13 protein-coding genes are annotated in these 12627 nt (G+C 73.8%); 3 read left to right on the forward strand and 10 right to left on the reverse strand.

What is annotated here, in order from left to right:
* Window positions 1-52 precede the first annotated feature (52 nt).
* From ACIRJT_RS33605 to ACIRJT_RS33615, 3 genes are all read right to left on the reverse strand, one after another.
* Window positions 53-820, reverse strand: a complete 768-nt coding sequence (locus ACIRJT_RS33605; protein WP_403916876.1) for a maleylpyruvate isomerase family mycothiol-dependent enzyme — start codon at window positions 818-820, stop codon at window positions 53-55.
* A gap of 41 nt (window positions 821-861) precedes the next feature.
* Window positions 862-1227, reverse strand: a complete 366-nt coding sequence (locus ACIRJT_RS33610; protein ID WP_403916879.1) for an SCO4225 family membrane protein — start codon at window positions 1225-1227, stop codon at window positions 862-864.
* Between the two features lie 114 nt (window positions 1228-1341).
* Window positions 1342-2472, reverse strand: coding sequence for an MFS transporter (locus tag ACIRJT_RS33615; RefSeq protein WP_403916881.1), 1131 nt, complete (start codon window positions 2470-2472; stop codon window positions 1342-1344).
* Window positions 2473-2711: 239 nt separating this feature from the next.
* Between ACIRJT_RS33615 and ACIRJT_RS33620 the strand changes: the two genes are divergently transcribed.
* Window positions 2712-3926 carry an ROK family protein gene (locus tag ACIRJT_RS33620; RefSeq protein ID WP_403916883.1) on the forward strand — a complete coding sequence of 405 codons (1215 nt, stop codon included), beginning with the start codon at window positions 2712-2714 and terminating at the stop codon, window positions 3924-3926.
* 29 nt (window positions 3927-3955) lie between these two features.
* Window positions 3956-4108 carry a hypothetical protein gene (locus tag ACIRJT_RS33625; RefSeq protein ID WP_403916885.1) on the forward strand — a complete coding sequence of 51 codons (153 nt, stop codon included), beginning with the start codon at window positions 3956-3958 and terminating at the stop codon, window positions 4106-4108.
* A gap of 77 nt (window positions 4109-4185) precedes the next feature.
* Here the strand turns inward: ACIRJT_RS33625 and ACIRJT_RS33630 are convergent, their stop codons facing one another.
* Both ACIRJT_RS33630 and ACIRJT_RS33635 read right to left on the reverse strand, forming a co-directional pair.
* On the reverse strand, window positions 4186-4704 hold the full coding sequence (locus ACIRJT_RS33630) for an ATP-binding protein (protein WP_403916888.1): 519 nt from the start codon (window positions 4702-4704) through the stop codon (window positions 4186-4188).
* Window positions 4705-4961: 257 nt separating this feature from the next.
* On the reverse strand, window positions 4962-5279 hold the full coding sequence (locus tag ACIRJT_RS33635) for a hypothetical protein (protein ID WP_403916891.1): 318 nt from the start codon (window positions 5277-5279) through the stop codon (window positions 4962-4964).
* A 235-nt stretch (window positions 5280-5514) separates the two neighbouring features.
* Here ACIRJT_RS33635 and ACIRJT_RS33640 point away from each other — a divergent pair, with 235 nt between their 5' ends.
* The gene (locus tag ACIRJT_RS33640; RefSeq protein WP_403916894.1) at window positions 5515-6648 is read left to right on the forward strand and encodes a PLP-dependent cysteine synthase family protein; all 1134 of its coding nucleotides are present in this window, start codon (window positions 5515-5517) and stop codon (window positions 6646-6648) included.
* Window positions 6649-6669: 21 nt separating this feature from the next.
* Here the strand turns inward: ACIRJT_RS33640 and ACIRJT_RS33645 are convergent, their stop codons facing one another.
* The 5 genes from ACIRJT_RS33645 to ACIRJT_RS33665 form a co-directional block, all read right to left on the reverse strand.
* Window positions 6670-7149 (reverse strand): SRPBCC family protein, encoded by a 480-nt coding sequence (locus ACIRJT_RS33645; RefSeq protein WP_403916896.1) that lies wholly within the window; start codon window positions 7147-7149, stop codon window positions 6670-6672.
* Window positions 7150-7210: 61 nt separating this feature from the next.
* Window positions 7211-8776 (reverse strand): SDR family oxidoreductase, encoded by a 1566-nt coding sequence (locus tag ACIRJT_RS33650; protein ID WP_403916899.1) that lies wholly within the window; start codon window positions 8774-8776, stop codon window positions 7211-7213.
* A gap of 102 nt (window positions 8777-8878) precedes the next feature.
* The gene (locus tag ACIRJT_RS33655) at window positions 8879-10909 is read right to left on the reverse strand and encodes a hypothetical protein (RefSeq protein WP_403916902.1); all 2031 of its coding nucleotides are present in this window, start codon (window positions 10907-10909) and stop codon (window positions 8879-8881) included.
* Window positions 10910-11060: 151 nt separating this feature from the next.
* Window positions 11061-11507, reverse strand: coding sequence for an SRPBCC family protein (locus ACIRJT_RS33660; RefSeq protein ID WP_403916905.1), 447 nt, complete (start codon window positions 11505-11507; stop codon window positions 11061-11063).
* Window positions 11508-11568: 61 nt separating this feature from the next.
* Window positions 11569-12426: a DeoR/GlpR family DNA-binding transcription regulator gene (locus ACIRJT_RS33665; protein ID WP_403916908.1), complete on the reverse strand. Its 858-nt coding sequence runs from the start codon at window positions 12424-12426 to the stop codon at window positions 11569-11571.
* Between the last annotated feature and the right edge of the window lie 201 nt (window positions 12427-12627).

The following is a 12627-nucleotide window of genomic DNA, read 5'->3' on the forward strand; positions in this document are numbered from 1 at the left end:
GGGCGGATCGGGGCCGGATACACCCCGGGGCCCCTGGGGCCGGCGGCGGTCATCAGGTGACCGCGGAGTTGTCCGTCCAGATCCGGGCCACCGAGCGATCGCCGCGCAGGGTGACGGCGGTGAGCGGCAGTCGGTTCCAGAGGGTGAGGTAGAGCCCTTCCGCCGTGCCGCTCAGCTCGCAGTCGAAGCGTTCCGTGTCGGCGCCGCCGTCCCGGGTGGCCGTGGCCGCCGAACGTACGGCCTCCGGCGGGTCCTGCGAGATCCGTACCGTCCAGACCGCCTCCGTGTCCACGGCCCGCACCCTCAACGTGCGGGGCGTCCTGGAGCGGACCCGGCTCTTGGGCCGGGCGTGGAAGCCGGTGAGGAGTTCGTCGATGCCGTCGGCGGCCCGGTCCGCCGGCACCGGGGTCAGCGGTCCGCCGAGCGCCGATTCCGCGTCCACGCGGTGCACGGTCGTCTCGTTCAGCTGGCGGCGGGACCAGAACGCCAGGGGCGAGGGGGCCGGCAGGAAGGTCCAGCAGTCCAGGTCGACGGGGGCTTCCTCCAGGGACCGGACCAGATGACGATGGCCCTCGCGGAACCAGTTGAGGAGTTCGGCGCCGTCGAGCGCGGGTTCACCGCCCGCGGGCCGGTAGGCCGTATGCCCTTCAGTGACGAACGCCGCCGCCCATCGATGCACCGAGCCGGTGTGCCGCAGCAGATGGCGTATCTGCCAGCCCGGGCAGGTCGGGACCGAAGCCCCCGTTCCGGCCCGCTCGGCGGCGGCCGTGAGCAGCCGCCCTTCCTCGGACAACGACGCGATGTGCTCGGCGATCCGCATGGCGGCGATTGTGCCAGGGGGCCGCGGGAAAGGCCCCGGGGTCAGATGCCCCGCGGGTGTGCGGATCCGGCCGCTCCGGCCCTGCGCACCAGACGGACGAACCAGCCGAGGGCCAGCGACTGGACGAGGACCGAGACCACCAGACCGAGCACCAGGAACCACGCGGGCCCGCCCGCCCCGGCGCCCGCCAGGGAGCCGCCGAGGAGGAACAGGAAGATCGTCGGGGCCGCGAGGAGGAACAGCCAGACGCCGGAGAACGAGGCGTCCTCGTGGGCGACGAACAGGGTGTCCACGGCGACGAAGAGCGTCGCCGCGAGCACCAGCCCGAGGTAGATCAGGGAAGCGGGGTTGCGGAAGGTCAGCCGGACCAGGGTGTTCAGGTGCGGGTGGTCGGTCAGACGCTTCATGGTGTGCTCCCCTGCTTCTCGCTCTGCTTCTTGCTCGGTCGAGGCTTCCATCGTGCGCCGGGGGAGCGGGTCCTGCCTGAGTACGGCTACTCAATCGACCAGGTGTGCGGGCGATCAGGTGTGCGCGTCCGACGTGGCGTTGCGGGCCCCGTATCCCAGTGCGGCCGCCGCCGCGGCCAGCAGGGCCACCGTCGTCAGGGCCAGCGGCAGGGAGAACCAGTCGGCGAGGAAGCCGATCGCGGGCGGGCCGAGCAGCATCCCGCCGTAGCCGAGCGTCGACGCCGCGGCGACCCCGCTGGGACCGGCCAGTTCGCCCGCCCGTCCCACCGCGACGGGGAAGATGTTGGCGAGCCCGAGGCCGGTGACCGCGAACCCGGCCAGCGCCAGCCAGGTGGTCGGCGCCAGCGAGCCCAGCAGCATTCCGGCCGAGGCCGTCGCGCCGCCGAGGACGAGGGTGCGGGTCTGGCCGAGCCGCTCCAGCAGCATGGTCCCGGTCAGCCGCCCCGCCGTCATCGTCAGGGCGAACAGCGCGTATCCGGTGGCGGCCAGCCCGGGGTGCGCGCCCAGGTCCTGCTCCAGGTGCAGCGCGCCCCAGTCGGCGAGGGCCCCTTCCCCGTACGCCGTGCACAGGGCGATCACGCCGAAGAGCGCGACGACGCGGCGGGCCCGGGGCGACAGCCGCTGCTCGGGCGCCCGCCGTTCGACGGTCTGCGGAGCGGCGGGTGCCGGGCGGTGGCGCAGCAGGACGGGTCCGGTGAAGGCGGTGACGAGGAGACCGGTCCCGGCCAGCAGGAAGAGGTGCGTGGACGCGGCCAGGCCCCCCGCGACCAGCCCGCCGAGTCCGGCGCCGACCATGCCGCCGAGGCTGAACGCGGCGTGGAAGCTCGGCATCACGGGCCGGCGCAGTTCGGCGACCAGGTCGACGGCGGCGCTGTTCATCGCCACGTTCATCCCGCCGTACGCCGCGCCGAACACCAGCAGCACGAGACCGAGGGAGAGCGCGGAGTGGGTCTGGGCGGGCAGGGCGATGCTCAGGGGGAGCAGCACCCCGCAGACCGCGGTGACGGCGTGGCTGCCGTAACGGCGGCAGAGCCGGCCGGTGAGCATCATGGTGATGACCGCCCCGGCGGAGACGCCGAGCAGGGCGAGGCCGAGGGTGGAGGCGGAGGCTCCGGTCTGCTGCTTGATGGCCGGGATACGGACCACCCAGCCGGCGAAGAGGAACCCGTCGAGGGCGAAGAACACGGTCAGCGCGGTACGGAGGCGGGCCGACGAGGGTGGGGCGGTGTCTCCGCCAGATCCCCCCGGTAGGGCCGTCCGCAGTTTGTTTAGTTGCGGCACAAACTCAGCATAGGGGCGCTCCGGCGAGGGACGCAACACGGCTGCACGCCGTACATTCCGGGGCCCCGGCCGTGGCCGGAACAAGATCCCCGGACCTGCCCTGGGCGTCCGGGGCGCCTCCGGATCATGGGAGACTCGCCCCCATGAACGGCAAGGCGACCACCACCCGGACGAAGTTGGAGAGGGGCCGCGGTGCGCTCGGGCCCGCGCTGGAACTGGTCCACACCGGACGCGCCCCCACCCGGGCCGTGCTCACCTCCGAACTCGGCGTCACCCGCGCCACCGCCGGGGCGGTCGCCGCGGAACTGGAGGCACTCGGGCTGATCCGGGTCGACTCCAGCCCGGGGGCGGCGGCCGGATCCCAGGGTCGCCCCTCGCACCGGCTGTCCGTCCTGGAGACCGGCCCCGTCGTCCTCGCGGCCCAGGTGCACTCCGACGGCTTCCGGGCCGCGCTCGTCGGGCTCGGCGGCCGGATCGTCGCCACATCGCCGGGCTGCGTCGCGGTGATGGCCGACCCCGCACAGGTGCTCGGCGAGGTCGTGGAAGCGGGGGCGGGGCTGCTGCGCGAGAGCGGGCTGCGCTGCGTCGGGGCCGGTCTCGCGGTGCCCTCCGCGGTCGCCGAGCCGGAGGGCACCGCCCTCAATCCGCTGCACATCGCCTGGCCCGCCGGCTCCCCGGTCCGGGACATCTTCGCCGCCTGCGTACGTGAGGCGGGCATCACCGGACCCGCCTTCACCGGCAACGACGTCAACCTCACGGCGCTGGCCGAGCACCGCCACGGCGCGGGCCGCGGCGCCCAGCACCTCCTGTGCGTGGCCACCGGACACCGGGGTGTCGGCGGGGCTCTGGTGCTCGACGGTCGCCTGCACAGCGGGAGTTCGGGCCTCGCGCTGGAGGTGGGCCATCTCACCGTGAACCCCGAGGGGCGGCCCTGCCACTGCGGCGGACGCGGCTGCCTCGACGTGGAGACCGACCCGCTGGCCTTCCTCACCACCGCCCGACGCGAACCGGGCCCCGAGGAGTCCCTCCTCAAGCAGGCCGGGAACCTGCTCCGCGCGGAGTACGGCGACCCCGCCGTGCGGTACGCGGCCGAGGCGCTGATCGACCGCCTGGGGCTGGGGCTCGCCGGGCTGGTCAACATCCTCAACCCGGACCGGATCATCCTCGGCGGGCTCCACCGCGACCTGCTGGAGGCGGACCCGGAGCGGCTGCGCGCCGTCGTCGCCGACCGGAGCCTGTGGGGGCGCAGCGGCAGCGTGCCGATCCTGCCGTGCACCCTGGCCCACAACAGCCTGGTGGGCGCCGCCGAGCTGGCCTGGCAGCCGGTCCTCGACGACCCCCTCGCCGCCCTGGCCTGAGCGGCCGCCGGTTCGACGTCGGGCGGACGGTGTTCACCAACGCCGTCCCCGGCGAGTCCTCGCCGATCGGGCTGCTCGGCCGTCGTATCGCCGCGGGGGAGATCGACGAGGACGAGCGCTGGCGCCGGCTGTCCGTGCTGGACGAGCGGTTCGGCCGGGCCGCGGTCGCCGGTCGGGCGTGACCCCGTGGCCGGCCCGGAGCGCGGCGGGGCGAAGCCGCTCCGTCGCACTCCGTTCGGCCCGGCCCCTGCCCGCCCGGTCAGCCGACGACGGCCGACCGGGCGGGCATGGCCACGATGTCGTCGGGGGTGATGGTCACGGCCCCGAACGGCCCGTCGGTCATCGACCCGTAGACCGCGAGCGGTGGCAGGGTCGAGGCGCCGGTGGCCGCCGGCAGGGTGAACCAGACGGCCTTCCCGGCCGAGCCGATCGGCCGCACGCCCCAGCTCTCGCTGACGGCCGCGATCAGGGCCAGGCCCCGGCCCGACGTGGCGAACGAGTCCGCCTCGTTCACCGTGGGCAGGCGCGGGTCGTGGTCGTGGACGGAGACCGTCAGACGGTCGAGCAGCAGCTCGATGTCGACGGTGCATGACTTGTCCGGCTGCGCGTGCCGGTGAACATTGGTGAGAAGCTCGGTGACGCCCAGGGCCGCCTGGTCGATCAGAGGATCGAGATGCCAGTAGCGCAGTTGCGCCGAAATGATTCTGCGGACCTGACCGATCCGCGACGGCAGGGCCTGGAGCTCCACCGTGCAGTGCCTGCTTGGCTCGCTGATCACGGCTGCGACTCCCCGAAATAGGTCCGGAAGAAGAGAAGAGACACGAACGGGGCCGGCGGACGACTGACTGCCGAATCCGCTCTGCTCTTGTCGTGTCTGCTCGTGTCGCGCGATCCGGTCCGTGGAGCGGATCACTCTGTCACCGAGGGTGCACCTTCAGTGACATGGGTCCAGCGTGGCCCAGGCGATACGGTCCCGCAACTCGCGGCGCGGTCGGGCGGCCCGGGAACCGGACCGCCCCTGCGCCTCCCGCCCCGTCAGCCCCGGCGGCCGCGGGCGCTGCGCAGCGTCTCCAGGAAACGCCGCAACGGAGCAGCCCCGTCGCGTCTGCGGCTGCGCTGCCCCATCGTCAACCGGTAGCGCACCCCGTTCACCCGGGCGATGACGGAATCCGCCGCGATGAACCACCACTTGCGGGCGCTGACCGAGCCCAGCGGGGCGCTGTCGATCTCCCGCCCGTTGCTCGTGAGCAGGGACAGTCGCCCGTCCTTCACCACCACCTGACCAGCCCTGGTCAGCGATCTGGTGAACCGCTCGATCCTGACCCCCGACGCACTGAACTCGACGTCCGCCATGGCGGATTCGCCCCCCTTCGACACCACTCCCTGCTGTGCAGTGTGCCCCGGCGCGGGCCGGACCGCCAGAGGGCCCGGAAGCACGACGGGCCCTCGCCCGCACCGCCCGTCGTCGCCGCCCCCGCAGGCGGCGGTCAAAGGCAGTGCTATGGACCATCAAAGTGACCGTTTGCGCAGGTGGGGTGCATATCGTGGAGGCGCGAGCATCGGATCGAGGACCAACAGGAGCAGGCCCATGGACACCAGTGAGCACGCAGCCGGGCACGGGGCCAGGGCGACCGTGGACATCGACCGCAGCGACCCGGAGTACCGGGCCTGGCTGAAGGAGGCCGTCCGCAAGGTCCAGGCCGACGCGAACCGTTCCGCCGACACCCACCTCCTGCGCTTCCCGCTGCCCGAGCCGTGGGGCATCGACCTCTACCTCAAGGACGAGTCGACGCATCCCACCGGCAGCCTCAAGCACCGCCTGGCCCGCTCGCTCTTCCTGTACGGGCTCTGCAACGGCTGGATCCGGCCCGACAAGCCGGTCATCGAGGCGTCCAGCGGCTCGACCGCCGTGTCGGAGGCGTACTTCGCCAAGCTGATCGGCGTTCCGTTCATCGCCGTGATGCCGCGCACCACCAGCCCGGAGAAGACCCGCCTCATCGAATTCCACGGCGGACGGTGCCACTTCGTGGACGACTCGCGCACCATGTACGAACAGTCCGCCGCTCTCGCCGCCGAGACCGGCGGGCACTACATGGACCAGTTCACCTACGCGGAGCGCGCCACCGACTGGCGCGGCAACAACAACATCGCGGAGTCGATCTACCAGCAGCTGCGCCTGGAGCGTTATCCGGAGCCCGCCTGGATCGTCGCCACCGCCGGGACCGGCGGCACTTCGGCGACCATCGCCCGCTACGTCCACTACCTCCAGCACGACACCCGCATCTGCGTGCCCGACCCGGAGAACTCCTGCTTCTTCGACGGCTGGACCAACCACGACCCGCTCGCCACGAGCGAGCGCGGCTCGCGCATCGAGGGCATCGGCCGCCCGCGCATGGAGCCCAGCTTCGTGCCCGGCGCCATCGACCGCATGATGAAGGTGCCCGACGCCGCCAGCGTCGCCGCCGTCCGCGCCCTGGAGCGCGCCATCGGCCGCAAGGCGGGCGGGTCCACGGGCACCGGGCTGTGGAGCGCGTTCAAGCTGATCGCCGAGATGGTGGAGCGGGGCGAGCAGGGCAGCGTCGTCACGCTGCTGTGCGATCCGGGCGACCGCTACCTGGACAAGTACTACTCCGACTCGTGGCTGGAGGAGCAGGGCCTGGACATCGCCCCGTACACCGCCGCCATCGACGACTTCCTCACCACCGGAAGCTGGCCCTGCTGAGGCCTGCTCCGGCCTCGCCGTTCAGGGCGTCGTCGCCGCCAGCCGCGCGTCCAGGCGGCGCACGGCGTCCCGGAAGGACCGGCCCATCCCCGCCCGCGCGAGGCTCAGCACCAGACGGAACAGCCCCGTCCCGTCGGCCGCGAAGGTCCACTGCACCCGGGTGCCGGAGCCCTCGGGAGTGAGCCGCCACTCCTCCAACAGGGCCCGGAGACCCGGGGCGTTGGACTGGTCGGCCCGGTAGGCGTAGCACGCGTCCGGTTCGGCGGCCACGATCGTCTCGCGGAACCTGATCCCGCCCCGCAGCCGCACCTCGCGGCCCGCGCCCGCGTCGGTGGGCGTGGCGGAGGTGACGGCGGTGAACCAGGACGGCCAGGACGCGACATCCTCGGCGAGCGCGTGGTACACCACGTCCACCGACGCGGACACCTCGGCGGCGAACACCAGACGTATCGGCGCGGAATCGGTGAACTCCCGTCCCACGGTACGGAGTCGGCGTGCCATCGCGTGCACCTCCCGGCAGTCTCAGGCGTGTGGAGCCGGGCACACGATAGCGGTCGTCCCTTCAGTTGTCCGTACCACTGTCGGCCATCGACGCACGCCGCTTCTCCTCGGCCGCGGCCGCCTCGGCGATGTTGCGCGCCATCCCGCCGAACACCACCGAGTGGAAGGGCCACACACTCCACCAGTACGCGTGGCCGAACAGCCCGCGCGGATGGAACAGGGCGCGCTGCCCGTACACCGTCCGGCCCCGGTCGTCGCGGCGCACCGACAGCTCCAGCCAGGCCAGGCCCGGCACCCGCATCTCGGCACGCAGCCGCAGCAGTTCGCCCGGCAGGATCTCCTCCACCCGCCAGAAGTCCAGCGAGTCGCCCACCCGCAGATGCTGGGCGTCGCGGCGGCCGCGCCGCAGCCCCACCCCGCCGACGAGCCGGTCGAGCCAGCCGCGCACCGCCCAGGCCAGCGGGAAGGAGTACCAGCCGTTCTCCCCGCCGATGCCCTCGATCACCCGCCACAGCGCGTCCGGCCCGACCGGCACGGTCAGCTCCCGGTCGTCGCGGTAGAGGCTGCCGCCCGCCCAGTCCGGGTCGGTGGGCAGCGGGTCGCTCGGCGCGCCGGGCACCGAGGCGTTGGACCAGCGGGTGTCGACCCGCGCCTCCTGGATCCGCTTGAGGGCCAGGCGCAACGCCCGGTCGAAGCCGATGGGCCCGTCCGGCGGATCGGGGACGTACTCCTTGATGTCGTGCTCCCGGCACACCACCTCGTGGCGCAGCGATTCCGTGAGCGGCCGGGCGATGGAGCTGGGCACCGGGGTGACCAGACCGACCCAGCGGCTGGAGAGCGTCGGGGTGAGCACCGGCACCGGCAGGATCAGCCGCCGCCGCAGCCCCGCCACCCTGGCGTAGCTCTGCATCATGTCCCGGTACGACATGACGTCCGGGCCCCCGATGTCGAAGGCCCGGTTCACGTCCGCGGGCAGCTTCGCGCACCCCACCAGATACCGGACGACGTCCCGTACGGCCACCGGCTGGATCCGGGTCCGCACCCAGCTCGGGGTGATCATCAGCGGCAGCCGCTCGGTGAGATACCGCAGCATCTCGAACGAGGCCGACCCCGAGCCGATGACGATCGCCGCGCGCAGTACCGCCGTCGGCACCTTGGAAGCCAGCAGGATGTGGCCCACCTCGGCCCGCGAACGCAGATGCGGCGACAGGTCCTTCTCCGGCACTCCCGCCGGAGTCAGCCCGCCCAGGTACACGATCCGGCGCACCCCCGCCGCCCGCGCCTGCTCTCCGAAGGTTCTGGCCGCCTCGCGGTCGGTCCTCTCGAAGTCCGAACCGGTGCCGAGCGCGTGCACCAGGTAGTACGCCACATCGACGCCCCGCATCGCCTCCGCCAGGGAGTCGGCGTCGGTGACATCGCCGCGCACCACCTCGACCCGGTCGGCCCAGGGGTAGTCACGCAGCTTCTGCGGCGTTCTGGCCAGCGCGCGCACGCGGTACCCGGCATCGAGCAGCGCCGGTACCAGTCGGCCGCCGATGTAACCGGTGGCCCCGGTCACCAGGCAGAGCGGAGCGGAGTCGTCGGGGCGTCCTGTGCTGTCGCCGGGGCCGTGCTCAAGATCCGTCACCTGTCCCAGTGTGGCACCGGACGGCTTGCGGGACCGGTCGAGAGACTCCGTACGGCGGCTTCGTGACCGTCGGTACGGTGACGGCCCGGCCCTCGCACCGGCTCAGCGCACCGCGGTGAGCGTTTCGCCGCCGCGCAGCGACGCCGTCAGCTCCACCTCGGCGTCACGGGGCGCCCGCACCGAGAGCGTCGGCCCGCCCGCCGCTCCCCGCACGGCCCCGGTCGCCTCGATCCGGCTCACCGCCCGGCTCCCCGCCGCCAGGACGTACCACCGGCCGGAGGCCGCCTTCCAGTGGGTGCCCGCCAGGACGTGCTGCCCGAACCTGCCGCACAGGGCCGTGTCGTCGCGGTCGGCGACCACCGCGGCCGGGGCCGTGGGCGAGCCGGCGGGCCCGAGGAACTGCACCAGCACCCGGCCGGGACCCCGCCAGGTGTCGGCCCGGGTGCACAGCCAGCCGGCCGACGCACCGCCCTCGGGCAGCTTCTGCTCGGCGAAGGCCCAGTTGTTGACCGCCCGCACGCCGGAACCCGACAGGGTCCGCAGGGAGCACGCCGTCCGCGCCCAGGCGAGCAGCGCCTCGGTGCCCGTCGCCTCGCGCGGCTGCCGGGCCGGCGCGCCCCGGCCGGGCTTCGGGGTGTACGTCAGATGCGCGGGCGCCAGGTCGCCCAGATCCGTCACCAGGAAGGCGTGCTTCTCCACGATCTTCCCGGACGAACGCAGCTGGAGCACCGGCCAGGAGTCGCACGCGCCGCCCGCGGCGGGCCGGGGCACCGGGGCGGTGACCCCGTCCCGCCCGACCTCCAGCGGCTGCCCGGGGGTGTTCGGCGCGAGCAGGTCCCGGGTGGTGGACCCGGCGATCCAGGGGGCGAGCAGGAACCGCGCGCTGTCGCCCGTACGGCTGACGACGACGGCCGCACCCGTCGTCACGTCCGCGTCGTCCGTCCGGGCGAAGTCGAGCGCGGCCCCGCCGGACCCGGACAGCGGCTCCGCGTACCGCACCACCCGGACCCCGCCGTCGTGGAACAGCACCACGGCCGCCCCGTCCACCTCGCCCGCGAACAGCAGCCGGGGCGGCTGCGCGGGCGGGACCGCGACCGTGCCCGGCGTGGTGGACACCCGGACCGTGCCCGGCGGCCCCGACCAGGCCCGCAGCGCCCGGCCCAGCAGCTCGCCGTCGTCCGTGCGCCCGCCCCGGGCGGGCCAGGCGGTGAAGTCGACGCGCGAGGTGTCCGCCCACCGCTCCGCCGATGTCCGCAACAGCCCTGCCGGATCGAGCGCCGGGGCCGCGACGCCCGCCGGGTTCCGGTCGTCGCCCGTGGGCCGCGTCCCCGCGTCGACGGCGACCGCCAGGCCTCCCGCCACCACGCACAGCGCCGCCGCCACCGCCACCGCCCGCGCCCGGTGCCTGCGCCGCAGCAGGTCGCTCGGGCGGGTCTGGACCGTGCACGGGTCGAACTCGCCCGACCTGAGCATCGCTTGTGCCTCGGCCCGGTCCGGCCTCCCCAGCCGGGCAGCCCGGCGCACCGCGTCCGCCGGATCCGCCACCGCGGCCCCGGCCAGCAGCTCCCGCGCCGCGGGCTCCTCCAGCCCCTCCAGCAACTGCAGGGCGAACGCCGCCCGGACCGCCCCGGGCACCGTGGACAGGGCCCGGTCCAGGGCCAGTTCGTCGACGCCGCCCGCCCGGGGGAAGAGCCGCAGCCCCCACACCACCGGTGCGGCCGGACGCAGCGCGGCCGGAGCCGGCAGCCTTCCGGGCCACCAGCGGGGCCGCCGCTCGTAGGCCAGCGCCGTCCGCAGCACCCGCAGCCGCATCCACCCGTACGCCGTGCCCGAGGGGGCCCGGTCCGGTCCGACGCCCTCCGGCGCGCTCTCCACCTCCACCGGAGTACCGGGCCGGCGGGACTGGCCGGGAACGCGCGGGCTCCGCGCGCGGAGCCCGGCGGCGGGCAGGGCCCGCTGGACGACGGCGTGCGCGGCCAGGACCCGGCGGTGCCGCCCGAGCGCCGGCGGCAGGACGACGTAGGCGAGCCGCACCAGACGGGGATAGTGCTCCACGAGGGCGGCCTCGGCCTGCTGTACGCCCGTGCGGTCGGGGTGTGCGTCGGTCTGCTGCTGCGGTTGATGGATCGGCATGAAATGGGTGCCTTCCGGGGCCGTGGCGGGGATGTCATACCGACAAACGAGTCAATCGTGTGACGGTCACATCACCCGTACCGAATCGGCCACCCGGTCGTTGGCGATCTTCGCGGAGAAGTCGAGGTGCGCCTGCTCCTCCCCGGCGGTCCTACCGGTCGCCGGGGGAGGAGAGCAGGGCGTCCAGGACCTTGCCGAACATCCGCCGTCCGGAGGAGGCGAGCAGCGGATCACCCCACCGGGGCACCAGCCGCACCCGCAGTTCCTCGACCCAGACCACATGGGAACCGGAATCCGTGGGAAGCACGTCGATCGAGGCCCGGCCCAGCACCACCGACCCCCGCTTCTCCAGTCGGCAGACCCCGGCCCGGCCCCCGGCGGGCGGCGTCCACCGCACCACTTCCATCGGATCGTCGAACGCCAGCGGGCCCAGCCCCGTGCGCGCCACGAAGACCGTCCCCAGCTGTGAGGGAAGCCCGGTCGGGACCGAGATCGCGGTCAGCGGCACCTGCGCGGCGTGCCGTTCCCAGTCGGTCACCCGGCGCCAGGCCTCGGCTGCGGGGAGAGGGGAGAAGCGCTCGATCCGGAATACGGCCACTTCACGATCCTATGGGGTGTCCGGCGGACCCGCCGAGTCGAACGGAGCCCGAGGGCCCGGCTCAGCCCCCGGCGGGCGGAGCCCCATCGGCCTCGGCGGGGGCGTCGCCCGCCACCAGCAGGCCCGGCAGATGCTCCTCGATCTCCGCGCGCGTCCGCGGAGCCAGGCCCGCGTCCGTGACGAACGCGTCGACCTCCTCCAGCGTGGCGAAGGAACTCAGGCCCACCGTGCCCCACTTGGTGTGATCGGCCACGACCACGATCCGGCGCGCCGCCCGGACGAACCGGCGGTTGGTCTCCGCCTCCGCGAGATTGGGCGTCGAGAGCCCGGCCTCGGCCGAGATCCCGTGCACGCCGAGGAACAGCACATCGAAGTGGAGGGAGTCGATCGCCCGGTCCGCGACCGGCCCGACCAGCGAGTCCGAGGGCGTGCGCACCCCGCCCGTCAGCACCACCGTCGCCGCCCCGGGCCGTGCGCCGCGCCCCCCGGCCGGACGCTGCGCGTCATGGAACACGTCGGCCACCCGCACCGAGTTGGTCACCACCGTCAGATCCGGCACGTCCAGCAGGTGCCGGGCCAGCGCGAAGGTGGTCGTCCCGCCCGAGAGCGCGATCGCGCTGCCGGGCACCGCCAACGCCGCCGCCGCCCGCGCGATGTCCTCCTTGGCGCTCAGCTCCAGCGCCGACTTGGCCTCGAACCCGGGCTCGTGCGTACTCGCCTCGACGACCGGGACCGCGCCGCCGTGGACCTTCTCGATGACGCCCTGGCGGGCCAGCGCGTCCAGATCCCGGCGGATCGTCATGTCGGAGACGTTCAGCTTCCGGGTCAGCTCGTTGACCCGGACCCCACCACGCCTGCGCACCTCGTCGAGGATCAGCGCACGTCGCTGCTCCGCGAGCAGGTTCTGATTCTCGCTCAACGCCGGGTCCGGTCCTTCCCTCTGCCGTACGGTCCGCAGCGGCCTGCGCGACACGCTCATCCTGCCACGCAGGCATGTCCGGCGTATCACCTGGGGAGATTCCGTGAGACCGCTTCACGCACCCGCCCCGCGCCCGGAATCCTGAGGACCTCGCGGCCGGCGGGCCACCACGCCCGGAGCCCACGGCGTCCCGGCCCCGCA

The organism is Streptomyces sp. NPDC102283, from assembly GCF_044766265.1.
In the GTDB taxonomy this organism is placed as follows: Bacteria; Actinomycetota; Actinomycetes; order Streptomycetales; family Streptomycetaceae; genus Streptomyces.

Coding starts and splice junctions, on each gene's coding strand:
- ACIRJT_RS33605 (WP_403916876.1), bottom strand. CDS start 820: ATGCGGATCGCCGAGCACATCGCGTCGTTGTCCGAGGAAGGGCGGCTG.
- ACIRJT_RS33610 (WP_403916879.1), bottom strand. CDS start 1,227: ATGAAGCGTCTGACCGACCACCCGCACCTGAACACCCTGGTCCGGCTG.
- ACIRJT_RS33620 (WP_403916883.1), top strand. CDS start 2,712: ATGAACGGCAAGGCGACCACCACCCGGACGAAGTTGGAGAGGGGCCGC.
- ACIRJT_RS33635 (WP_403916891.1), bottom strand. CDS start 5,279: ATGGCGGACGTCGAGTTCAGTGCGTCGGGGGTCAGGATCGAGCGGTTC.
- ACIRJT_RS33640 (WP_403916894.1), top strand. CDS start 5,515: ATGGACACCAGTGAGCACGCAGCCGGGCACGGGGCCAGGGCGACCGTG.
- ACIRJT_RS33645 (WP_403916896.1), bottom strand. CDS start 7,149: ATGGCACGCCGACTCCGTACCGTGGGACGGGAGTTCACCGATTCCGCG.
- ACIRJT_RS33655 (WP_403916902.1), bottom strand. CDS start 10,909: ATGCCGATCCATCAACCGCAGCAGCAGACCGACGCACACCCCGACCGC.